The sequence below is a fragment of the Pseudomonas sp. LBUM1670 genome (genome assembly GCF_059695695.1).
Genome location: NZ_CP166783.1, coordinates 5,270,069 through 5,292,081 on the forward strand (window position 1 = coordinate 5,270,069; position 22,013 = coordinate 5,292,081).

General features: G+C 59.9%; 20 protein-coding genes. 13 read left to right on the forward strand and 7 right to left on the reverse strand.

Annotated elements, in window-relative coordinates; all coding sequences use genetic code 11:
- The first annotated feature begins 27 nt into the window (after positions 1-27).
- A complete protein-coding gene (gene rarD, locus ACA073_RS24150; RefSeq protein ID WP_497400010.1) occupies positions 28-915 on the forward strand; it encodes an EamA family transporter RarD in 888 nt (295 codons plus the stop codon).
- 215 nt (positions 916-1,130) lie between these two features.
- On the opposite strand, the gene ACA073_RS24155 is transcribed toward rarD, so the two are convergent.
- On the reverse strand, positions 1,131-1,649 hold the full coding sequence (locus ACA073_RS24155) for a glycine cleavage system transcriptional repressor (RefSeq protein WP_064680143.1): 519 nt from the start codon (positions 1,647-1,649) through the stop codon (positions 1,131-1,133).
- A gap of 570 nt (positions 1,650-2,219) precedes the next feature.
- Between ACA073_RS24155 and ACA073_RS24160 the strand changes: the two genes are divergently transcribed.
- Positions 2,220-4,397, forward strand: a complete 2,178-nt coding sequence (locus ACA073_RS24160) for a malate synthase G (protein WP_497400012.1) — start codon at positions 2,220-2,222, stop codon at positions 4,395-4,397.
- A 229-nt stretch (positions 4,398-4,626) separates the two neighbouring features.
- On the opposite strand, the gene ACA073_RS24165 is transcribed toward ACA073_RS24160, so the two are convergent.
- Positions 4,627-5,073, reverse strand: a complete 447-nt coding sequence (locus ACA073_RS24165) for a response regulator (protein ID WP_497400014.1) — start codon at positions 5,071-5,073, stop codon at positions 4,627-4,629.
- A 253-nt stretch (positions 5,074-5,326) separates the two neighbouring features.
- Here ACA073_RS24165 and ACA073_RS24170 point away from each other — a divergent pair, with 253 nt between their 5' ends.
- The 8 genes from ACA073_RS24170 to ACA073_RS24205 all read left to right on the forward strand — a co-directional run bounded on the left by ACA073_RS24170 (position 5,327) and on the right by ACA073_RS24205 (position 14,540).
- Positions 5,327-7,267 carry a putative nucleotidyltransferase substrate binding domain-containing protein gene (locus ACA073_RS24170; protein WP_497400016.1) on the forward strand — a complete coding sequence of 647 codons (1,941 nt, stop codon included), beginning with the start codon at positions 5,327-5,329 and terminating at the stop codon, positions 7,265-7,267.
- A complete protein-coding gene (locus ACA073_RS24175; RefSeq protein WP_497400018.1) occupies positions 7,264-7,971 on the forward strand; it encodes a 3'-5' exonuclease in 708 nt (235 codons plus the stop codon). The genes ACA073_RS24170 and ACA073_RS24175 overlap by 4 nt, the downstream gene beginning before the upstream one ends.
- A gap of 247 nt (positions 7,972-8,218) precedes the next feature.
- On the forward strand, positions 8,219-8,737 hold the full coding sequence (locus tag ACA073_RS24180) for an RNA polymerase sigma factor (RefSeq protein ID WP_032829214.1): 519 nt from the start codon (positions 8,219-8,221) through the stop codon (positions 8,735-8,737).
- On the forward strand, positions 8,734-9,705 hold the full coding sequence (locus ACA073_RS24185) for a FecR domain-containing protein (protein WP_497400020.1): 972 nt from the start codon (positions 8,734-8,736) through the stop codon (positions 9,703-9,705). Before ACA073_RS24180 ends, ACA073_RS24185 begins: the two co-directional genes overlap by 4 nt.
- 216 nt (positions 9,706-9,921) lie before the next feature.
- Positions 9,922-12,366: a TonB-dependent siderophore receptor gene (locus ACA073_RS24190; RefSeq protein ID WP_497400022.1), complete on the forward strand. Its 2,445-nt coding sequence runs from the start codon at positions 9,922-9,924 to the stop codon at positions 12,364-12,366.
- A 72-nt stretch (positions 12,367-12,438) separates the two neighbouring features.
- Complete coding sequence (locus ACA073_RS24195) at positions 12,439-13,569, forward strand: PepSY-associated TM helix domain-containing protein (RefSeq protein WP_497400024.1); 1,131 nt, start codon at positions 12,439-12,441, stop codon at positions 13,567-13,569.
- Complete coding sequence (locus ACA073_RS24200) at positions 13,566-13,745, forward strand: hypothetical protein (RefSeq protein ID WP_497400026.1); 180 nt, start codon at positions 13,566-13,568, stop codon at positions 13,743-13,745. The genes ACA073_RS24195 and ACA073_RS24200 overlap by 4 nt, the downstream gene beginning before the upstream one ends.
- 165 nt (positions 13,746-13,910) lie before the next feature.
- Positions 13,911-14,540: a glutathione S-transferase gene (locus ACA073_RS24205; RefSeq protein ID WP_497400028.1), complete on the forward strand. Its 630-nt coding sequence runs from the start codon at positions 13,911-13,913 to the stop codon at positions 14,538-14,540.
- A 225-nt stretch (positions 14,541-14,765) separates the two neighbouring features.
- Here the strand turns inward: ACA073_RS24205 and creD are convergent, their stop codons facing one another.
- A complete protein-coding gene (gene creD / locus ACA073_RS24210; protein WP_497400030.1) occupies positions 14,766-16,136 on the reverse strand; it encodes a cell envelope integrity protein CreD in 1,371 nt (456 codons plus the stop codon).
- Positions 16,137-16,315: 179 nt separating this feature from the next.
- Here creD and ACA073_RS24215 point away from each other — a divergent pair, with 179 nt between their 5' ends.
- Positions 16,316-16,618 (forward strand): transposase, encoded by a 303-nt coding sequence (locus tag ACA073_RS24215; RefSeq protein WP_497397533.1) that lies wholly within the window; start codon positions 16,316-16,318, stop codon positions 16,616-16,618.
- The gene (locus tag ACA073_RS24220; protein ID WP_497397024.1) at positions 16,615-17,451 is read left to right on the forward strand and encodes an IS3 family transposase; all 837 of its coding nucleotides are present in this window, start codon (positions 16,615-16,617) and stop codon (positions 17,449-17,451) included. The genes ACA073_RS24215 and ACA073_RS24220 overlap by 4 nt, the downstream gene beginning before the upstream one ends.
- 107 nt (positions 17,452-17,558) lie before the next feature.
- Here the strand turns inward: ACA073_RS24220 and creC are convergent, their stop codons facing one another.
- The 3 genes from creC to rloA2 form a co-directional block, all read right to left on the reverse strand.
- Positions 17,559-18,977 carry a two-component system sensor histidine kinase CreC gene (gene creC, locus ACA073_RS24225; RefSeq protein WP_497400032.1) on the reverse strand — a complete coding sequence of 473 codons (1,419 nt, stop codon included), beginning with the start codon at positions 18,975-18,977 and terminating at the stop codon, positions 17,559-17,561.
- The gene (gene creB / locus ACA073_RS24230) at positions 18,977-19,657 is read right to left on the reverse strand and encodes a two-component system response regulator CreB (RefSeq protein ID WP_497400034.1); all 681 of its coding nucleotides are present in this window, start codon (positions 19,655-19,657) and stop codon (positions 18,977-18,979) included. Before creB ends, creC begins: the two co-directional genes overlap by 1 nt.
- Before the next feature lie 74 nt (positions 19,658-19,731).
- Positions 19,732-20,238, reverse strand: coding sequence for a retropepsin-like aspartic peptidase RloA2 (gene rloA2 / locus ACA073_RS24235; RefSeq protein WP_497400036.1), 507 nt, complete (start codon positions 20,236-20,238; stop codon positions 19,732-19,734).
- Between the two features lie 302 nt (positions 20,239-20,540).
- Between rloA2 and yihG the strand changes: the two genes are divergently transcribed.
- Positions 20,541-21,428, forward strand: a complete 888-nt coding sequence (gene yihG / locus ACA073_RS24240; protein WP_497400038.1) for a 1-acylglycerol-3-phosphate O-acyltransferase, YihG family — start codon at positions 20,541-20,543, stop codon at positions 21,426-21,428.
- Here the strand turns inward: yihG and ACA073_RS24245 are convergent, their stop codons facing one another.
- Positions 21,429-21,977, reverse strand: a complete 549-nt coding sequence (locus tag ACA073_RS24245) for a DUF2780 domain-containing protein (RefSeq protein ID WP_497400040.1) — start codon at positions 21,975-21,977, stop codon at positions 21,429-21,431.
- Positions 21,978-22,013 lie beyond the last annotated feature (36 nt).

Sequence of the window (22,013 nt, forward strand, 5' to 3'; positions counted from 1 at the left end):
TGTTAGCTGCCTAAGCAAGGATTCTGCATGCAAGCTGCCAACCCGCGTCGCGGGTACATCCTGGGTCTGAGTGCCTACATCATCTGGGGCCTGTTCCCGCTCTACTTCAAAGCCATCGCCAGCGTGCCCGCCGTGGAGATCATCATCCACCGCGTGCTCTGGTCGGCACTGTTCGGCGCCTTGTTGCTGATGGTGTGGAAGCATCCGGGCTGGTGGCGCGAGCTGCGTGACAACCCGAAACGGCTGGCGATCCTCGCGCTGAGCGGCACGCTGATCGCGGCCAACTGGCTGACGTATGTCTGGTCGGTAAACAATTGGCGGATGCTCGAAGCCAGTCTCGGTTACTACATCAATCCGCTGGTGAATGTGCTGCTGGGCATGCTGATCCTCGGCGAACGATTGCGACGCATGCAATGGATCGCGGTAGGTCTGGCCGCGGTCGGCGTTGCGCAACAGGTGTGGCAGGTCGGCAGTCTGCCGTGGGTGTCGCTGGTGCTGGCGCTGACGTTTGGTTTCTACGGTTTGATCCGCAAGCAGGCGCCGGTCAAAGCCCTGCCCGGTCTGGTGGTGGAAACCTGGATGCTGGTGCCGATCGCCATTGCCTGGCTGCTCTTCAATCAGACGGCCACAAGTGCTCAGCCCGAGTTCTGGACGACCTCCGAAGCCTGGTGGCTGGTCGCTGCGGGGCCCGTGACGTTGGTGCCACTGGTGTGTTTCAACGCTGCAGCACGGCATTTGCCCTACACGACCCTGGGATTTCTCCAGTACCTGGCACCGACATTGGTTTTACTGCAAGCCGTGCTGCTATTTGGCGAACACTTGTCGTCCAGCACACTGGTGGCGTTTATCTTTATCTGGGCAGGACTGGCGGTTTACAGCGTCGATGCGTGGATAAGTTTGCGCCGTCGCAGCTGATCAAAAATCGTACGAACTTCTGCAGGCCACGTCCCTCGTGGCCTGCAAGCATCCTTCCCAAGGTTATCCACAGCGTGATCCCCGGCGTTTGTGCGCAACTTGTTGAATCTGATGGTTTTTTGACCAGTTACTGAAGAAGCCCGGCCGGCGTGGGCTGGCGGGCTGTCTCTACAGGTTATCCACAGGCAGGTGCACGTATAAACTGGATAACCCTGTCAGGGATCGCTGCGCAGGACCAATTCCACCATCAAATCGTCCGCCAGGGTCTCCAGGCGAGATTGCAACACATCCAGAGACAGGGTCAGCGGCACGGCGAGAATCGCTTCGGCGTGGAACAGCGGCTCGCTGCTCATCGGCGCCGGGCGCACTTCGGTGACCAGTCGTTCCAGATTGACCCCCTGCTCACTCAATAGACGCGTGATGTCGCGCACGATCCCGGGGCGATCGTTGCCCACCAGTTCCATGGCAATCGGTTTCCAGGTGCAAGATTGTTCGATGCCGCTTTCGGCGATCAGCACACGAATGCCATGGGCCGACAACGCCTGTAGGGCATCGACCAGTTCGTCGTAGGCCTCGGCCGGCACACCCACTCGAAGAATCCCGGCGAACTGCCCGGCCATGCGTGACATGCGGCTTTCCAGCCAGTTGCCGCCGTGCTCGGCAATGCACTGGGCGATGCGCTCGACCTGCCCAGGTTTGTCCGGCGCGAAAACAGTGAGTACGAGGTGGTCCATGGCGCAGCCCTCTGGTCATGACTTTTGTTATAGAAAGGCAAGTATAGGCAAGGGTTGACTGGTGCTTTGGGCGGATCCGGAATCGATGGTGTTTTGACTGGCCTCTTCGCGAGCAAGCCCGCTCCCACAGGGATTGCGCATAACCCTGTGGGAGCGGGCTTGCTCGCGAATGGGGACACCGCCGATCTAACTGAAAAAACAAATCGTGTACAACTTCTTATATTTAACTGGAACAATCTCATGCTTTTTTGAGAACATCCCCATCCCCGACGTGACTGCAATGCGTCATGGGGTCGCAGAACGACGTAATTAGTCTGATTTTCACAACCGCAATTCATCATGTAGTATGCCGCAGCGCGCACTACATAACGTTGGATCGATGTCTGCCACAGGCGCGGTCGCAGCCCTGTAAGCCCTATCAGCAAGGCCTCAACGCCGTTGATCGGTTCCATCCCAGCCGCCCGAAATGGCATGTACTGGTGGAAGGGGTTTGTGGTTTAAATAGCCAGAGGCTTCATTGTTAATTTGAAGAGCTGAAAAGCGAAATAGCTGAGCAGAGTGAGGCAAGCAATGACTGAACACGTTCAAGTCGGTGGCCTGCAGGTCGCCAAAGTCCTGTTCGACTTCGTGAACAACGAAGCCATTCCCGGAACCGGCCTCACCGCCGACAAATTCTGGGCCGGTGCCGACAAGGTCATTCACGACCTGGCACCGAAGAACAAAGCCCTACTCGCCAAACGCGATGATTTCCAGGCTCGTATCGACGGCTGGCACCAGTCCCGTGCCGGTCAGGCGCACGACGCCGTGGCTTATAAAGCCTTCCTGCAAGACATCGGTTATCTGCTGCCAGAAGCGGCCGATTTCCAGGCAACGACGCAAAACGTCGATGACGAAATCGCCCGCATGGCCGGCCCGCAGCTCGTGGTGCCGGTGATGAACGCCCGCTTCGCGCTGAACGCCTCGAATGCCCGCTGGGGCTCGCTGTACGACGCGCTCTACGGCACCGACGCCATCAGCGAAGCTGACGGCGCGGAAAAAGGCAAAGGCTACAACAAGGTTCGCGGCGACAAGGTCATCGCCTTCGCCCGCGCCTTCCTCGACGAAGCCGCGCCATTGGCCGCCGGCTCCCACGTCGATTCCACCGGCTACAAGATCGTTGACGGCAAACTGGTGATCGCCCTGAAAGGCGGCAGCAACAGCGGCCTGCGCAACGACGCGCAACTGATCGGTTTCCACGGCGATGCAGCGGCACCGACCGCGATCCTTTTGAAAAACAATGGCCTGCACTTCGAAATCCAGATCGACGCCAGCACCCCGGTCGGCCAGACCGACGCTGCCGGCGTCAAAGACATCCTGATGGAAGCTGCGCTGACCACCATCATGGACTGCGAAGACTCCGTCGCCGCTGTCGATGCCGATGACAAAGTGGTGATCTACCGCAACTGGCTCGGCCTGATGAAGGGCGATCTGTCGGAAGAAGTCTCCAAGGGCGGTCAGACCTTTACCCGCACCATGAACGCCGACCGCACCTACACCGGCGTCGACGGCAAGGAATTGAGCCTGCACGGTCGCTCGCTGTTGTTCGTGCGCAACGTCGGTCACCTGATGACCATCGACGCGATCCTCGATAAAGACGGCAACGAAGTGCCGGAAGGCATTCTCGACGGTCTGGTGACTTGCCTGGCGGCGATCCACAGCCTCAACGGCAACAGCTCGCGCAAGAACAGCCGCACCGGTTCGGTCTACATCGTGAAACCGAAGATGCACGGCCCGGAAGAAGCCGCGTTCACCAACGAGCTGTTCGGCCGTATCGAAGACGTGCTCGACCTGCCGCGCAACACGCTGAAAGTCGGGATCATGGACGAGGAGCGCCGCACCACGGTCAACCTCAAGGCCTGCATCAAGGCGGCCAGTGAGCGTGTGGTGTTCATCAACACCGGTTTCCTCGACCGCACGGGCGATGAAATCCACACCTCCATGGAAGCCGGCCCGATGGTGCGCAAGGCGGACATGAAGGCTGAAAAGTGGATCGGCGCTTACGAGAACTGGAACGTCGATATCGGTTTGAGCACCGGCCTGCAAGGTCGCGCGCAGATCGGTAAAGGCATGTGGGCCATGCCCGACCTGATGGCGGCGATGCTGGAACAGAAAATCGCGCACCCGCTGGCCGGCGCCAACACCGCCTGGGTTCCATCGCCGACGGCTGCTGCGCTGCACGCGTTGCACTACCACAAGGTCGATGTGTTTGCCCGTCAAGCCGAACTGGCCAACCGTGCACGCGCTTCGGTGGACGACATCCTGACCATCCCGCTGGCCGTTAACCCGAGCTGGACCACGGAACAGATCAAGAACGAACTGGATAACAACGCCCAGGGCATTCTCGGTTATGTAGTGCGCTGGATCGACCAGGGCGTTGGCTGTTCGAAAGTGCCGGACATCAACGACGTCGGCCTGATGGAAGACCGTGCCACGCTGCGGATTTCCAGCCAGCACATCGCCAACTGGCTGCGCCACGGCATCGTCACCCAAGAGCAAGTGATGGAAGCCCTCAAGCGCATGGCGCCGGTGGTTGACCGTCAGAACGCCAATGACGCACTGTACCGCCCACTGGCACCGAACTTCGACAGCAACATCGCCTTCCAGGCGGCGGTCGAACTGGTGGTTGAAGGCACCAAACAGCCGAACGGCTACACCGAGCCGGTCCTGCACCGTCGTCGTCGCGAGTTCAAGGCTGCGAATGGCCTGTAACTGAGCGGTTACGCTGGACAAAAAAAGGCCCTGTTCTTCGGATCAGGGCCTTTTTTGTTTGCGAATGCGGTCATTTGTGGCGAGGGGATTTATCCCCGTTGGGTCGCGAAGCGGCCCCCTTCTCCAGACCAATCGCATCCGCCAATTCACGACTGCTTCGCAGCCGAACGGGGCGGTGCGACGTTTCGCTAAATCCCCTCACCACAAAAGCCCTCAGCAGCCCTCAGCGCTACGGCTCCATCCCCAGCTCATGCTTGACCAACTCCAGCAGCTTGTCGGTATCGATTGGCTTCAGCAGGAAATCCACCACGCTCAAATGCATGGCGGCAATCGCGTCCTTCACGTCGGCATCGCCCGAAACGATGATGATCGGCATGGCGGCCCGAACGGATTCACGGACTTTGCGGATCAAATCCAGGCCGTCAATGTGTCCCATCCGCAGATCGGTGATCACCAAGCCGATCGACGGCCTCTCGTCCAGCATCTTGAGGGCTGTTTCACCGCTGGCCGCGGTCATGCAACGAATGCCATCCAGACCCAGAATTTCCGACAGCAGCTCACGCGCATCTTTATCGTCATCGACGATCAGCACCCGTTGCGGCGGCAGATCGGGTTTCAGCATGACGGCACTGAGCGCCTCGCGCTCGGCGTCACTTAAAATATCGTGGTCGGACATAGCGTTCTCTAAGTGTTCAATTTCATTCCCTAGCACAGTGGAGACATCGCTAAGCAGACCTTGAATGTGCACTTCATCGAATTTATTTCCTATAGGACAAAGGATAGGTTCTTCCCAAGATTGCGTAAGGTATTTCCGAAATTTCATCACCGAAAGGCCCGACCTAGACTTACGTCCAATGGGAAACCTGCGTTCCGGGGCCGACCATGGCTGAGTCATCCGACAACAACAACTCGAAAAAAAGACTGCGGTAATGGTTATGAGTAAAGCGGACGCCTTCACACAGGCAGGGAAAACCGCGGTGTTGCAGAACATCCAGGGCACTTTGCGATTCCTTCAGCGTTTCCCGCCCTTCAATCAAATGGAACACGCTCACCTGGCGTACCTGGTGGAACAGTGTCAGCTGCGTTTTTATGCGCCCGGCGAAAGCATCATCAAGCCCGCCGATGGCCCGGTTGAGCATTTCTACATCGTCAAACAGGGCCGCGTCGTGGGTGAACGCCCCCACACGGCCAAGGGTGGCACCGAAACCACCTTCGAAATCACCACCGGCGAGTGCTTTCCCCTCGCCGCGTTGCTGGGTGAACGCGCGACGCGCACCGAACATCTGGCCGCCGAAGACACCTTTTGCCTACAGCTGAACAAGCTGGCGTTCATCAAATTGTTCGCACTTTCCAACGCGTTTCGCGACTTTGCCCTACGCGGCGTCAGCAGTTTGCTGGATCAGGTCAATCAGCAAGTCCAGCAAAAAGCCGTGGAAACGCTTGGCACCCAGTATTCACTCAACACCCGGTTGGGCGAGTTGGCCATGCGCCATCCGGTGACGTGCAGCCCGATCACGCCGCTGCGAGAAGCCGTGACCCTGATGCACGAGCAGCAGGTCGGCAGCATTGTGGTGGTCGATGAACACAAGGCGCCACTGGGGATTTTCACCCTGCGCGACCTGCGCCACGTGGTGGCCGAAGGCACCAACGACTTCAACGAAGCCATCGAACGGCACATGACCCAGGCGCCATTTTTCCTGACGCCGGACCACAGCGCCTTCGATGCAGCGATTGCCATGACCGAGCGCCATATCGCCCACGTTTGTCTGGTCAAGGATCAGCGCCTTTGCGGCGTGGTCTCGGAGCGTGACCTGTTTTCCCTGCAACGGGTCGATCTGGTGCATCTGGCGCGTACCATCCGCAGCGCCCAGCGCGTGGAAAACCTGGTGGCGATGCGCGGCGAAATCGGTCAACTGGTTGAGCGCATGTTGGCCCACGGCGCGTCATCGACCCAGATCACCCACATCATCACCCTGCTCAACGACCACACCGTGTGCCGGGTGATCGAACTGACTCTCGCCGAGAAAGGGGATCCCGGTGTGCCATTCAGTTGGCTGTGTTTCGGCAGCGAGGGCCGCCGCGAGCAGACGCTGCACACCGATCAGGACAACGGCATTCTGTTCGAAGCGCGGGACGCGGCGCACGCCGCCGAGATTCGCGGCAAGTTGCTGCCCATCGCGCAACACATCAACCAGAGCCTGGCGCTCTGCGGCTTCACCCTGTGCAAGGGCAACATCATGGCCGGCAACCCCGAGCTGTGTTTGTCCCGGGCCGAATGGGCGCGGCGTTTTGCGACGTTTATCCGCGAGGCAACGCCAGAAAACCTGCTGAGTTCGAGCATTTATTTCGACCTGCGCGTGGTCTGGGGCGATGAGCAAAGCTGCGATCAACTGCGTCGGGGGATTCTCGATCAGGTCGCTGATAACCGACTGTTCCAGCGAATGATGGCCGACAACGCCCTGCGCAACCGCCCTCCCGTAGGACGTTTCCGAGAGTTTGTGCTGGCGCGCAAGAATGGCGAAAAAGCTACCCTGGACCTGAAAGTCCAGGGCCTGACCCCGTTTGTCGACGGCGCCCGATTGCTCGCGCTGGCCCACGGCATTGAGGCCAACAATACGCTGGAGCGCTTTCGCCAACTGGTCGAAAAAGAGGTCATCGAACGGCTGGACGGTGCGGCGTATGAAGAGGCGTATCACTTCATTCAGCAAACCCGCATGCAGCAACATCAGCTACAGACCCGGGAGAACTTGCCCTACTCCAACCGGGTCGATCCTGACAGCCTCAATCATTTGGATCGACGCATCCTGCGTGAATCCCTGCGCCAGGCCCAACGCCTGCAGAGCAGCCTGACGCTGCGGTATCAGCTATGAGCCTGTTTTCATGGCTGCGCCCGGCAGGTCCGATGCTGTCCGGCGAATTGCAGCAACGTCTGAAAGCCTTGCCCGCGACAGCCGAGCTGAACGAATGCAGCCTGCGCGAACAGCGCTGGGTGGTGCTGGACCTGGAAACCACCGGGTTGAATCTGAACAAGGATCGGGTGCTGTCCATCGGCGCGGTGGTCATAGAAGACGGTGCGATCGACTTCAGTCAGCAGTTCGAACGCACCCTGCAATGCAGCGAACTCAAGCTCGGTCCCAGCGTCCTGATTCATGGCTTGGGCCCGAGCGCGATTGCTGCCGGCAGTGATCCTGCGCAGGCCCTGGTCGAATTCATGGAGTTTCTGGGCGACAGCCCGGTGCTGGCGTTTCATGCGCCGTTCGATCAGCACATGCTCGGGCGCGCGTTGAAAGATCATCTGGGCTACAAGCTGCAGCATCTGTTTCTGGATGTGGCGGACATTGCGCCACTGTTGTGCCCGCAGGCGCATATCCGCGAGGCGGGGCTGGATGAGTGGATTGACTGGTTCAAGCTCGAAGTGTTCGAACGTCATAACGCCAGTGCCGATGCGCTGGCGACCGCGGAACTGGCGTTGATCCTGTTCAGCCGGGCGCGGCAGCAGCAGATTCATAGTCCGTTGAATCTGCAGCAGCGGGTGAGTCAGTGGAAACGCAGACAGCGCGCGCCTTCCTTCTGAATTTACGGTGTCTGTTCGGACGCCTTCGCGAGCAAGCCCGCTCCCACAGGGTTTGGTGTCGTTCACCCATTTTGTGTTCGACACAAAACCCTGTGGGAGCGGGCTTGCTCGCGAAGAACGATAACGCGGTCCAACTGACCCCCCCCGTCAAAACCACCTGACCAGTGGCCAATTGCTTACCTCCCCCGCCTCTGCCACAATCGCGAACAATTCTCGTTACTTAACACTTCCCAATCGGTGATGCTGCGTGTCGTCAGTCCAAAGCCCCCACAGTGAGCTCGTCGGTGCGTTATATCGCGACCACCGCAGTTGGCTATTGGCCTGGCTTCGACGCAATGTCGCCTGTCCGCAACGGGCCGAAGACCTGAGTCAGGACACCTTCGTGCGGTTGCTGGGCCGTGATCAACTCAACGAACCGCGCGAACCGCGGGCGTTTCTGGTGGCGATCGCCAAGGGCCTGTTGTTCGACTATTTCCGCCGCGCCGCGCTGGAACAGGCTTACCTCACCGAACTGATGCTGATCCCCGAAGGCGAACAACCGTCGGTGGAAGAACAGCAAATGATCCTCGAAGACCTGAAAAACATCGATCGCCTGCTCGGCAAACTGTCGAGCAAGGCTCGCGCGGCGTTTCTCTACAACCGTCTCGACGGCCTCGGCCACGCGGAAATCGCCCAGCGCCTGGGCGTGTCGGTGCCGCGGGTGCGTCAATACCTGGCGCAGGGTATTCGTCAGTGCTACATCGCGTTGTACGGTGAGCCGGTATGAGCCCGATCAGTTCCAAACCGGTCTCGGCACGGGTGCTGGACGCGGCGATTGCCTGGCAATTGTCGCTGGATTCCGGCAGCTCGGTTGAGCGCGAAGAGTTCGCCAAATGGCACGCCGCCCACGAAGAGCACGCCCGCGCCTGGCGCCAGTTGGGCATGCTCGACCAGCGTTTCAGCGTGGCCAGCGGTCCGGCCCGCACCGCATTGCTGCAATCGCGCGAAAGCATTCGCCGGCGCGTGCGCAAACTGGGCAGCGGCGTGGCGAGCATCGTGGCGGTGATCGGCCTGGCGCTGTTCGCCGGTGACCGCTATCTGCCAGTCGACTATTGGCTGGCCGATCAGCGCACCGCCACCGGCGAGCAACGCACCTTGCGTCTGAGCGACGGCACCGTGATCAACCTCAACACCCACAGTGCCGTGGACGTGCGCTTTGATGAGAAGCAGCGCCGGGTGATTCTTCAGGACGGGGAAATCCTCGTCGAGACCGGTCATGGCGATGCCAGGCCGTTTATCGTCGAAACCCGCGAAGGCAGCCTGCGTGCACTGGGCACGCGATTCCTGGTCAAGCGCGAGGAAGACGGCACGCGCCTGAGCGTGCTGCAGTCCGCCGTGGCTGCTCATCCCGAGTCGAGCGCTGAAGAACAGATTCTGCGCGAAGGCCAGCAAGTGCTGATGCGCAACAATGGCCTCGGGCCAATCGTTGCGACCCACCTCGGCGCCGATGCCTGGACCCGCGGCATGCTTGTGGTGGACAACACGCGGCTGGAAGACCTGATCCACGAACTCGGTCGTTATCGCCGCGGGCATCTGGGCGTTGCGCCAGAGATCGCCGACCTGCGGATCACCGGCAGTTTTCCGTTGCACGATATCGACCTGGCGTTGAGTGCCCTGTTGCCGACCCTGCCGGTGCAGATCGAGCGGCACACGGCGTGGTGGGTGACGGTGGCGAAGGCTGAAGCCAAGCCCTGATATTTTCTGTGACTGACCCGACGCTTTCGCGAGCAAGCCCGCTCCCACAAGGTTTTGTGTCGATCACAGAACCTGTGGGAGCGGGCTTGCTCGCGAAGAGGCCCTCAGCCTCACCACAATTGCTGAATCGAAATTATTTTCATCCAGCCCTATCACTTTTGGTTTTTCGTTCGGCACTTGGGTAATTGAGAAGTATTCCCTTTCAGGAGCCGCTGTATGTCCCGTTCGCTAGACACCTTGTTGCGCCCCGGTTTGCTGGCGGTCGCCATTGCCCTTTGCACCCCGCTGGCCAGCAGCCAACTGATCGCTGCAGAACAGGCATCCAGCGTTCGCGCCTACAACCTGCCGGCCGCGCCATTGGCCAGCACGTTGAACCAGATCGCCAGCCAGTCCGGCCTGGCGTTGTCGCTGAACCCGGCACTGGCGGCGGGCAAGACGTCGGCACCGGTCAACGGCCAATACGATGCAGCAGGCGCCTTGCGGGCCGCGTTACTCGGCACCGGTCTGCAACTGGAACAAAGCAGCACCGGCACCTACAGCCTGGTCGCCGCGCCTGAAGGTGTGATGGCTCTGCCGGAAACCGCCATCATCGGCGTTGAAAACACTGAAAGTGCCTGGGGCCCGGTGGAAGGCTACCTGGCCAAGCGCACCGCCGCCGGCACCAAGACCGACACCGCGCTGGTCGAAGCACCGCGTTCGATTTCGATCGCCACCCGCGAACAAATGGACGACCGCAGCGTGCACAGCCTCGATGACGCCGTGCGCTACATGCCCGGCATCACCGCCAGCAGTTTCGGCAGCGACACCCGCACCGACTGGCTGCGAGTACGTGGTTTTGAGCCCACCCAGTTCCTCGACGGCTTGCCGCTGCCCAAAGGCGTGTACGCCAACCCGAAACCGGAAACCTGGAACCTCGACCGCCTCGCCCTGCTGCGCGGCCCGGCTTCGTCGGTGTACGGCCAGACCCCGCCGGGCGGTTTGCTGGACATGGTCAGCCGTCGTCCCAGCGCCGAGTCGAGCAATGAAATCCAGGTGCAGTACGGCAGTGACAATCACCGTCAGATCAACTTCGCCAGCACCGGCAAGATCGACGATGAAGGCCAGTTCCTCTACGGCGTGAGCGGCGTGGTACGCGACAGCGGCACGCAGATCGACCACATCGACAACAAGCGCTACAACATTGCGCCGAGCCTGACGTGGAACATCGACGATGACACCAGGTTCACCCTGCTTACTCAGTTCACCCGTGACGATACCGGCATCACCAGCCAGTTCCACTCGATTCAAGGCACCAGGATCGACATGCCGTTCGGCGATATTTCCCACCACAAGAATCTGGGAGATCCGAACTACGAGTACTACGACCGCACTTACTACGCTCTGGGCTACGCCTTCGAACATCGCCTGAACGATGTCTGGCAGTTCCGGCAAAACCTGCGCTACACCAAGTCCGACCTGTCGTTCCAGGCCATTACCGTCAACGCCTACAACCCGGCGTTTGCAGCGTTCGGATTCGTCGTCGATGATCAGGGCAATACCGGGCGCGGTACCACCAATGTGGAAGAAGACATCAGCCAGTTCGCGGTGGACAACAACTTCCAGGGCGACTTTTCCACCGGCGATGTCCGCCACACCCTGCTGATCGGGCTGGACCATCAGCGCAGTAACACCAACTACCTCTCGATCTTCGGTTTCGCACCGGGCATCAACGTCAATACACCCCAATACGGCTTGCCGATCACTCGCCCGCCACGCTCCGATGCCTTCTATGACTACGACCAGAAGACCTATCAGACCGGTCTGTACGTTCAGGACCAGATGGCCCTCGACCAATGGCGCCTGACCCTGGGCGGCCGCGAGGATTGGGTCCACACCGGCACCAAATTCTTCAATGAAGACGATGCCACCAACACCGAGCGCGACAAGAAATTCAGCGGCAACGCGGCGATCAGCTATGTGTTCGACAACGGCATCGTGCCTTACCTGTCTTACGCCGAGTCGTTCCAGCCCACCAGCAACGCCGTCGCCTCCGCGACTCAGTCCTTCAAGCCGACCGAAGGCAAACAATGGGAGTTGGGCATCAAGTACCAGCCACCGGGCAGCAATACATTGCTGAGCGCCGCGGTATATGAGCTGACCCAGAAAAACGTCAACGTCACCGACACCGTGGGTAACGTGACGATCACCAGCCAGACCGGTGAAGTGAAGGTCAAAGGCCTGGAGCTGGAAGCGGTCTCCGACGTCACCGACAACCTGAAGATCATCGCCGCCTACACCCTGGCGAAATCCGAAGTGCAGAAAGGCGACTTCAAAGGCAACCGCCTGCAACTGATGCCCAACCAGCAGGCTTCGCTGTGGACCGATTACACCTGGCACAACGGCGTGCTGGATGGCTTCGGCATCGGCGCCGGCGCGCGTTACACCGGCAATACCTACGGCGACCAGGGCAACACCACGCTGGGCAAGGCTGACGCCTACACCGTGTTCGACGCGGCGGTTCATTACGACCTGGGCCGTCTGGACAACAGCTTGAAAGGTGCCTCGCTGGCCGTGAACGCGACCAACCTGCTGAACAAGGATTACATCTCTACCTGTGACGGCTTTTACTGCTACTACGGCGACCTGCGCAGCGTCGTCGCCAGTGCCACGTACAAGTGGTAAACGCTTGATCTGATACGCGCTGCAACCAGGCCGTCCTTCATGGACGGCTTTGGTATTTCTGAAGGCTATGAAATGAAAAGCAAAACAATTCGCCGCTGGTCCTTCGTCCACACCTGGACCAGCCTGATCTGCACGGTCTTCCTGCTGATGCTGGCGCTGACCGGCTTGCCGCTGATCTTCCATCACGAGATCGACCACCTGCTGGGCGATGCCGCCGAGTTGCAGCAGATGCAGGCCGATACCCCGCAGCTGAATTTGCAGCAGTTGGTGCAGGCGGCGGAAAAGCATCGTCCCGGCGAAGTCATGCAGTACTTCGGCTTCGACGAAGACCAACCCAACGCCGCGATCGCGATCATGGCGGCCACGGCCGGCACCGAACCGAATTCGTCCCACACCTTCATGCTCGACGCTCGCACCGGCGAAGCGCTGGAGATGCCGTCGGCCAACGGCGGCTTCATGATGGTCATGCTGCGCCTGCACGTGGACATGTTTGCCGGTCTGCCGGGCAAGTTGTTGCTGGCGTTCATGGGGCTGATGTTTGTCGTGGCCATTATTTCCGGAACAGTGCTGTACCTGCCGTTCATGCGCAGGCTGAAATTCGCCACCGTGCGTCAGGACAAATCCACTCGTCTGCGCTGGCTCGATTTGCACAACCTGATCGGTGTGGTCACCCTGACCTGGGCGCTGGTGGTCGGCGTCACCGGCGTCATCAGTGCTTGCGCCGACCTGCTGATCGCCGCGTGGCGCAACGACAGCCTGAGTGCGATGGTCGAGCCGTATCGCGATGCGCCACCGCTGACGCAACTGGCACCGGCCACCCGTTTGCTCGACATCGCCAAAGACGTTGCGCCCGACATGCAGCCGGACTTCATCGCCTTCCCCGGCACGCGGTTTTCCAGCGAACACCATTACGCGGTGTTCATGAAGGGCAGCACGCACCTGACCTCGCACTTGCTGACCCCGGTGCTGATCGACGCCAGCACCCTGCAAGTTACCGCCGTGGCTGAAAGGCCGTGGTACATGGACGCCATGGGCATGTCGCAGCCGCTGCACTTCGGCGATTACGGCGGCATGCCGATGAAAATTCTCTGGGCGACGCTGGATGTACTGACCATCATCGTGCTCGGCAGCGGGGTTTACCTGTGGGTGGTTCGGCGCAAAGCGGCAAAACCCGTACTGGAGAAAGCGGAGAGCGTGGCATGAAACCCCGACAGTCAAACTTCTGGAAGGTCTTCTCCACGCCAACCGTTATCGCCCTGTTCAGTGCCGCCGGGTTGTTCGCTGCGCTATTGGGCGATGGCGTGTGGGATGCCTTGAGCTGGCTGGGCTTGGGCGTTCCCGCCGTCCTCGCCCTGCGCGGCCTCCTGCAACGCCGCTGACACCTCACCTTGTAGGAGCGAGCTTGCTCGCGAAAAACCCGAGGACGCCGCTGGGCATCTGGTTTTACGCGTTATCGTTCACCTCCATCGCGAGCAAGCTCGCTCCTACAGAAGGCGGACCAACGCGCTATGCTCCCGACACTGTCCACCGACCGAGACGCTGCCATGTCCGCCCCGAGCATGACCCTCTACCACAACCCGTTGTCGCCCTTCGTTCGCAAAGTCATGGTGCTGCTGCACGAAACCGGTCAGCAAGACCGCGTCGCCCTGCAAAACTGCGTGCTGACCCCGCTCGCCCCGGACTTGCCCCTTATCGACGACAACCCGCTGAGCAAGATCCCGGCCCTGCGTCTGGCCGACGGCAATGTCATCCATGACAGTCGGGTGATCCTCGAGTACCTCGACCACCAGCACGTCGGCAACCCGTTGATCCCCCGCGAAGGCTCGGCCCGCTGGCGTCGATTGACCCTGGCCTCGATGGCCGACGGGATCATGGACGCGGCGGTGCTGGTTCGTTATGAAGTCGCCCTGCGCGCTCCGGAAAAACACTGGGACGAATGGCTCGATGGCCAGCGCGACAAGATTCGCCGCGCCTTGGCGCTGCTGGAAAAAGACGCGATTGCCGAGCTGACCAGCCATTTCGATGTGGCGGCGATCAGTGTCGCGTGTGCGTTGGGTTACCTGGATTTGCGCCATCCGGATCTGGAATGGCGCGAGGTGAATCCGCAGTTGGCCGCGTGGTATTTCGAGGTGAGTCAGCGGCCTTCGATGGTGGCGACGATGCCTAAGGTCTAGATTTTCGCTGACTGGGCTGGCCTCTTCGTCGGAACGCCGCCCGGAGCAAGCCCGCTCCCACATTTTGATCTGTGGTTTTCACATATTTTGTGTTCACTGAAGATCCCTTGTGGGAGCGGGCTTGCTCGCGAATGCACCACACCGGATCTAACGGAAACAACCCAAAAATCAGCGTCGCCAACACCTCCCCTTCCCGCTGATCCTCGCGCAACCCCAACGACCGACTCATTCAACCACCCCGATATCAAACTCCAGCGGCTTGGCTGCCTTCTGCCCAATCCCGTACCAATCCAGTTTGCGGGTCAGCACCATGAATACCCCGAGCAAGCCGAACAGCAGCAACGATCCCATCAATAGCGCGTAATCCTCAGCACTCAACAAGCCATAAAGCAGGCCATACAACGCCGCCAATCCCGCCGAAAAACTCAAGCCGTGGCGCACGCTGCGCAGCACGTGGCAGACATAGAAACCGATCAACAACACACAACCGCTCGCCGACAACAGATACGCCAGGGCGAAACCGATGTGCTCGGACAACGACAACAACAGCAAGTAGAAAAACGCCAGGGCCACGCCCACCAGTGCGTATTGCACCGGGTGCACCGCCAGGCTTTTCAGCACTTCGAAGAGGAAGAAACCGGCGAAGGTCAGAACGATGAACAACAACGCGTATTTGATTGCCCGGTCGCTTTTCAAATACTGGTCCACGGGATCGATGAAGCTCACGCCGAAGCTGCGGCCATTGAACGCTTCACAGTCGTTGCCGGTTACGCAACGGCTCAGGGCTTCTTGCAGGTTGGTGGAGAAAAACGTCGTCTGCCAGTTGGCCGTGAAACCCTGATCGGAGACTTCGCGCTGGGCCGGCAGGTAGTTGCCGATGAAGCTCGGATGCGGCCAGTTGGCGACCAGCGAGACTTTGCTGGCCTTGCCCACCGGAAGAACCTGTAACTGCCCTGTGCCCTGCAGCCGCAGATCGAAACCGAAAGCCAGTTCCGTGGCTTGATTGGGGTTGAGCGCCGGCAACGTCACATGCACGCCCTCGCCCAACCAGCCCACCTGGCTGCCCGGCACGAAGTCCAGGCGCAGGTCATGGAGCTCCAGTTTCAACGCATTCTCGATGCCGCGAATGTCGCTGATCCCGACCGCGAGGAACGGCTGATCGAACTGGTAATCGGCGAAGTCTTCCTTGATGCCCAGTTGCGCCGGCACCGAGAAGTGTCCGCTGATGCGGTTATCCGCGTGGAACAACCGCGCTTCGTAAATGCCCCGGGAACGCAGTTCCGTCTTGACCTCGCCGTCGAGCTCGAAACGTTCTGGCAGGAAATACAAACGGCCGCGTTCTTCCCCGACTTCCTGGTAACGCTCATTGGTTTTTTCGTTGAGTTTCCAGGTGCGCACCACTTTGCGATAGGGCACCACCATCAAGGGTCCGCTCAGTCGCTGGCTGTAGCTGGAACTGCGCGCGATGTCTTCGAGCACACCGTCGCGCAGTTGCTGGCGGTCCTCGATCACGCCGTTGATCATCAACAGCGGGATCAGCAATAACAGGATCAGAAGGGCAATGGCCCCGAGTTTTAGGGTCAGATTTCGGTTCATGGGACTCTCCCTGTTTGGATGGGGAGAGTCTGGGATCGGAGTGTGTGGGGTTTATGGAGGGAATATGGAGAGTGTGTGGAGACTGGGGCGGCCCCTTCGCGAGCAAGCTGAACTGGCCTAATGATTTTGGACACTTCAATCGGGCGCTATGATGGCGCCCAAATCTGAGGTGTTTGGATATGCGTAAATCTTATTCCAGTGAGTTCAAGCTCAAGGCTGCCAGCATGGTGCTGGACGAGGGCCGGTCAGTTCCAGAAGTCTGTACCAGTCTGGATATTGGCCCTACCGCCTTGCGCCGTTGGGTCGATCAGGTTCGCAAGGAGCGCTTGGGTTCTCCCCCTGAGGGGGCCAAGGCGATTACCGCCGATCAGCGAGAGATTCAGCAGCTCAAAGCGTTGCTCAGGCAAAAAGACCTGGACATTGAAATCCTAAAAAAGGCCAGTGCTCTCCTGCTTTTGGACTCCAAAGATCATTCTCGTTGATCAATGAGCTGGACGAGCAGTACGGCGTTAACAATTGCTGTCGGGCGTTTGGAGTCAACCGCAGCAGCTTTTACGCCTGGCGTCAGCGCCAAGGCAAGGTGAAGCCTGAGCGGGAGAAACTTAAAGCCGTGCTGGTCGAGCATCACAAGGAATCCAGAGCGTCCGCAGGGTCTCGCACCCTTTCCAGGGAGCTGCAAGCCAAGGGGCATCGTGTCGGGCGACATATGGCTCGCAGCTTGATGCGCGAAGCCGGTGTCGCCAGTCATCAGCGCAGGCGACATAAGTACAAATCTTCCGGCGTGGAAGCGCTGGTGGCGCCACATGTGCTCAAGCGCAAGTTTGATGTCACGGCGATCAACCAGGTGTGGTGTGGCGATGTGACGTACATCAAGGTCGGCAAGCGCTGGATGTATTTTGCGGCGGTGCTGGATCTGTTCGCTCGCCGGATCGTGGGTTGGTCGTTTTCAATGATTTCCGATGCCACGCTGACCTGCGAAGCATTGCGAATGGCAGTCGAGTTGCGAGGCCGTCCCAAAGAAGTGCTGTTTCACTCTGATCAAGGCTGCCAATACACCAGCCATAAATTCAGGAATGAGATGCGCAAGCATGGACTCCTGCAAAGCATGAGTCGCAAAGGTGAGTGCTGGGACAACGCCCCGATGGAGCGTTTCTTTGGGAGCCTGAAATCAGAGTGGGTGCCAGAAGACGGCTACCGTTCAGAGCATGAAGCCCGCGTGGATGTGCAGCGTTATGTGATGCGTTACAACAACGTCAGACTCCATAGCTACAACGACTACCGGTCGCCGGTAGCTATGGAGAAACTGGCGGCGTGAAAACCTTAACTGGTGTCCAAAATTACTTGACCAGTTCAAGCCCGCTCCCACAGGGGTATGCATTCCAATGTGGGAGCGGGCTTGCTCGCGAAGGCCGCGACTCGGTCCTAAGCCAGGCGCAACGTCACTTCAACCCCGCCCTCGACATTGCCAATGCTCAATGTCCCACCATGCAACTTCACCACTTCCTCAACAAAGTTAAGCCCCAACCCCGTGCTCTTGCGCCCACTGTCCGGACGCGGCAAGGAATAGAAGCGCTCACTCAATCGTGGCAACGCATAGTCGGGAATGGCCTCGGCCTGGTTGAACAGTTTGAATTCAATCTGCTCTCCGACCTTCTTGGCGCTGAATCGCAGGGCGCCTTTGGACGGGGTGAAATCCAGCGCATTTTCCAGCAAATTACCCAGCGCCTGACGCAACAGAAACGGCTCGCCAGTGATCGCCAGATCCGCTGGAATCGCCTGATCCACGCGTAACTGTTTGCCTTCGATTCGCGCGGCTTGAGCGTTCAGCAGTTCATCCACCAAACCCGCCAATGGCACAGACACCCGCTCTTCCAGCCCCTGACGCTGTTCAACCTGAGCCAGATTCAGCAGTCGCTCGATCAACTGCTGCATCCGCACGCTTTCGCTGTCGATGTTGCTGACGAAACGCTGCTGTTGAGCCAACGGCATCTCCCCCTGCAGCAACTCCGCCGCGCCGCGAATCGCCGCCAGCGGGCTTTTCAGTTCATGGGTCAGCGTGTGCACATAACGCTCGACGTAGGCTTTGCCTTCGAGCTGCGTGCGCATCTGCTCCACGGCGGTCGCCAGTTGCTCCAGTTCGCCGCCGCGATAATGCGGAACCTCGACGCGCCGGCCTTCACTCACGGCTTTCGCATACGCGGTCAAGCGCCGCAGCGCCGCGCTCAGCCACCACGACAGCAGCGCGCCGAACAGCAAACCGAGGCCGATCAGCCCGGCGCCATACGCGAGCAATCGACGCTCGGTGCGATCGACGTAAGGCTGCAACGAGCTGTTGGGTTTGGCCACTGTGACCACGCCAATGATCCGGCCGTTATCGCGAATCGGCGCGCCAACGTGCATCACCGAAGAGTTGGCATCGTTCGGATCGCTGCGACTGGAGCGGGCACCGTATTCGCCACGCAGGGTCAGCAGAACGTCGTTCCAGCGCGAGTAATCCTGCCCCACCGCCACACCGCTGGAATCCAGCACCACGATGCCTTTCGCGTCGGTGACGTAGATACGGTGATTGACCTGATTCTTTGGCAGACCCCAGATGTTCGCCTTCGGTTGCCGTTCGCCATAAGCCCTGAGCAATTCCGGCCAGCGGTTCTGGTTGAGGGTGCCGGCCTTGAAGTCGTCGCGCAGGATTTCGGCCATCAGGTTGGCGGTGTCGACCAGGGTTTCTTCGGTGGACTGACGCACGCCGGGGCGGATTTCTTCCATTACGGTGCTGAGCACGAAGTAGCCCGTCAGGCCGATGAACAGCACATAGACCAGGAAAATCCGAATCCCCAATGGCATCAGCTGTGCCCCGGACTGTAGCTGTAACCGAGGCCGCGATGGGTCTGGATCGGCTCGGCGTCGGCCTTTACCAGACGCAACTTGGCGCGCACGCTCTTGATGTGGCTGTCGATACTGCGCTCGTAACCGGCGTCGGCGGCGACGCCCAGCGCATCGAGCAATTGCTCGCGGCTGAACACGCGTTCAGGTTGTTCGAGCAAGCATTGCAGCAAACGGAATTCGTGGCGCGTCAGGGTCAGCAACTGGCCACGATAGCTGATCTGCACTCGCTCGCTGTCGATGCGAAACAGCGCCGAACCCGTCTCGACCGCTGCGCGCGGCACCATGCGTTTGAGAATGGCCCGGACCCGCGCGGCCACTTCCCGTGGGCTGAACGGCTTGACCACGTAATCGTCGGCGCCGATCTCCAGGCCCACAACGCGGTCGATTTCCGCATCGCGGGCACTGAGGAAAATCACCGGCACGTCGCTGAAACGCCGCAGTTGCTTGCAAGTTTCGAAGCCGCTGATGTCCGGCAGGCCGATGTCGAGAATGATCAGATCGGCCGGTGTCTGCCGCTGATGGTCCAGCGCGGCGGCGCCGAGGCTCAGCCACGTCGTGGTGAACCCTTCGCCCTGCAAGGCGAAAATCAGGGTGTCGGCAATCGCCGCTTCGTCTTCGACAATCAGGATATGAGGCATGGCGTCCGAGCCCGGCAGTTGAGTGGGCGAACGGTGACCCAAGCCTCACCTCACGTCAATGAGACCACTTGAAATCAGCAGTCGGGCTTGTCAGCCGTAAAACGCCGCGCCGGGTTCACCGCCGCGCCGAATTCACGCAGGGCTTTGGCGCCTATCAGCAGCGGGTAGTTGAAGCTGCTGCGGTCGGTGAGGTTGACCTCGACCGTGCGTTTGACGTTGCCCAGGCACAGTTCCAGATCGACCACCGGGCGCTTGGTGGGCTCGATCGACTCCTTTTCATCCTCGTCTTCTTCGGAGCGGGTCTTGATCTTGCTGATCCGCGCGACCTTGTGCTCGTAGACCTTGTTGCTGGCGTCTTTGGTGGCGAGGCGGAAACGCACCCACTCATCGCCGTCGCGGGTGAAGGTTTCAATATCCTTGGCCGACAACGACGCGGTCAGGGCGCCGGTGTCCATTTTGGCCTTGAGGACTTCGCCGCCGATTTCCGGCAGCGCGATGTATTCGTAGCGCCCGTACAGGGTCGGCTCGGCGGCCAGGACCGGCAGGGCCACGAGAGTAAGCAGTGCGAGGAGGGATTTCACGTGATGGGCATCCTTGGAAAGTGGGCAGCGGAATTTTAGACCGTCAGTGAGCAATTCGTTCGTTCCCGAGACCGATTCGCGGGCAAGCCTCGCTCCTACAGGGATAGCGACAAACCCGTAGGAGCGAGTGGTGCGGCATCCCGACTTGCCCGCGAAGAGGCCAGATCAATTACCATAAAAGCCTGAGTCTTCGAGTTGGCTCAAGCATATCGCCGCCGAGGTGAAACATTCGTCACCACCGATTTGGCCTGTCGCCCGAAGCTGCTTATCATGGCGCGCCCAAACGCTTTCAAGAGTTATTTATGCGCCGCCTGCTCACCGGCTGTTTCGTTACCCTGCTGCTGTTGCTCAACACCCTGGTCCTGTTCGGACCGCTGATGGTGTTTGCCCTGCTCAAACTGGTCCTGCCTGGCCGCTTGCGTGATTACGCATCAAAGGCGGTGATGTGGATCGCCGAGACCTGGGCCGAGATCGACAAGCTGATCTTCCGCCTGTGCATCCCCACGCAATGGGACATTCGCGGCGGCGATGACCTGCGCAGCGACACGTCTTATCTGGTGATCAGCAACCATCAATCCTGGGTCGATATCCCGGCGCTGATCCAGACGCTCAACCGGCGCACGCCGTTTTTCAAGTTCTTCCTCAAGAAAGAACTGATCTGGGTGCCGTTCCTGGGCCTGGCGTGGTGGGCGCTGGATTACCCGTTCATGAAGCGCTACACCAAGGCCTTTCTGGCGAAAAACCCTGAGCTGGCGGGCAAGGATCTGGACATCACCAAAGCGGCGTGCGAGCTGTTCAAGCGCCAGCCGGTGACGGTGGTCAATTATCTGGAAGGCACCCGCTACACCTCGGCGAAAAGCACTCAGCAGCAGTCACCGTTCGCTCATCTGCTTAAACCGAAGGCTGGCGGCGTGGCGTTTGTACTGGCGGCGATGGGTGAACAGCTGGACGCGATTCTCGATGTGACGGTGGTGTATCCGCAGCATAAGATTCCGGGGTTCTGGGATTTGATCAGCGGTAACGTGCCGAGGGTCATCATCGACATCAACACCCGCGAACTAGACCCCGCGCTGTGGCAGGGCGATTACGAGAATGATGCGGCGTTTCGCGAGACGGTCCAGAACTGGGTCAACCAGCTCTGGATCGAGAAGGACCGGCGCATCGACGCCTTGCGCGCCGAGCGCCGCTAATCAGCTGCCAGTGCCCCAGATCCCGCCCAGGTTCTGCAACAGCGAACCGGCGACGCCCTGCTGACCGAGGTATTGCAGAATCACCGGGGCAAACTGACCGATCATGCCGCTGTCCATGCCCAATGCGCTGAACGCATTGTTCAGGTCGTTGGTGTCCTTGACGGCACCCAAGGCATTGTCCAGACCGGCCGCCTTGCCATTCGAACCCAGCAAACCGGCGAGCGCACCCAGTTCACCGCCGCCGGACAGCTTGTCGATGCCCGGTACGCTTTTGGCCAGTTCCGAATAGTCGGTCGAACTCAACTGGTTCTTCGCCAACCCCAACATTGCCCCGGTGCCACCGACGGCTTGTTGCGGTGTCACGTTCAATTGGCTGAGCGCGCCGAGCAGACCGGCTGTTTCAGACGTCGGCGCTGCCTCTGTGGCGGCGTTATCGCCTTTCATGCCGGAAATGGCATTGGCTGCATCGCTCAGGCTGAACTGAGCAAAGACCGGGCTGGCCGCCAGAGTCATGAGCGATGCCAGTGCAAAACCACGTGAAATCTTCATCCAGACATCCTCTTGTGCCATGAAAACCGCTCGGTA

Excerpts from the sequence above, each read along its gene's own strand:
- ACA073_RS24190 (WP_497400022.1), top strand. The coding sequence starts at position 9,922 with ATGTCCCGTTCGCTAGACACCTTGTTGCGCCCCGGTTTGCTGGCGGTC.
- ACA073_RS24175 (WP_497400018.1), top strand. The coding sequence starts at position 7,264 with ATGAGCCTGTTTTCATGGCTGCGCCCGGCAGGTCCGATGCTGTCCGGC.
- creC (WP_497400032.1), bottom strand. The coding sequence starts at position 18,977 with ATGCCATTGGGGATTCGGATTTTCCTGGTCTATGTGCTGTTCATCGGC.
- ACA073_RS24215 (WP_497397533.1), top strand. The coding sequence starts at position 16,316 with ATGCGTAAATCTTATTCCAGTGAGTTCAAGCTCAAGGCTGCCAGCATG.
- ACA073_RS24165 (WP_497400014.1), bottom strand. The coding sequence starts at position 5,073 with ATGTCCGACCACGATATTTTAAGTGACGCCGAGCGCGAGGCGCTCAGT.
- ACA073_RS24170 (WP_497400016.1), top strand. The coding sequence starts at position 5,327 with ATGGTTATGAGTAAAGCGGACGCCTTCACACAGGCAGGGAAAACCGCG.
- creB (WP_497400034.1), bottom strand. The coding sequence starts at position 19,657 with ATGCCTCATATCCTGATTGTCGAAGACGAAGCGGCGATTGCCGACACC.
- ACA073_RS24195 (WP_497400024.1), top strand. The coding sequence starts at position 12,439 with ATGAAAAGCAAAACAATTCGCCGCTGGTCCTTCGTCCACACCTGGACC.
- rarD (WP_497400010.1), top strand. The coding sequence starts at position 28 with ATGCAAGCTGCCAACCCGCGTCGCGGGTACATCCTGGGTCTGAGTGCC.
- ACA073_RS24205 (WP_497400028.1), top strand. The coding sequence starts at position 13,911 with ATGTCCGCCCCGAGCATGACCCTCTACCACAACCCGTTGTCGCCCTTC.
- creD (WP_497400030.1), bottom strand. The coding sequence starts at position 16,136 with ATGAACCGAAATCTGACCCTAAAACTCGGGGCCATTGCCCTTCTGATC.
- yihG (WP_497400038.1), top strand. The coding sequence starts at position 20,541 with ATGCGCCGCCTGCTCACCGGCTGTTTCGTTACCCTGCTGCTGTTGCTC.
- ACA073_RS24160 (WP_497400012.1), top strand. The coding sequence starts at position 2,220 with ATGACTGAACACGTTCAAGTCGGTGGCCTGCAGGTCGCCAAAGTCCTG.
- ACA073_RS24245 (WP_497400040.1), bottom strand. The coding sequence starts at position 21,977 with ATGAAGATTTCACGTGGTTTTGCACTGGCATCGCTCATGACTCTGGCG.
- ACA073_RS24200 (WP_497400026.1), top strand. The coding sequence starts at position 13,566 with ATGAAACCCCGACAGTCAAACTTCTGGAAGGTCTTCTCCACGCCAACC.
- ACA073_RS24155 (WP_064680143.1), bottom strand. The coding sequence starts at position 1,649 with ATGGACCACCTCGTACTCACTGTTTTCGCGCCGGACAAACCTGGGCAG.
- ACA073_RS24185 (WP_497400020.1), top strand. The coding sequence starts at position 8,734 with ATGAGCCCGATCAGTTCCAAACCGGTCTCGGCACGGGTGCTGGACGCG.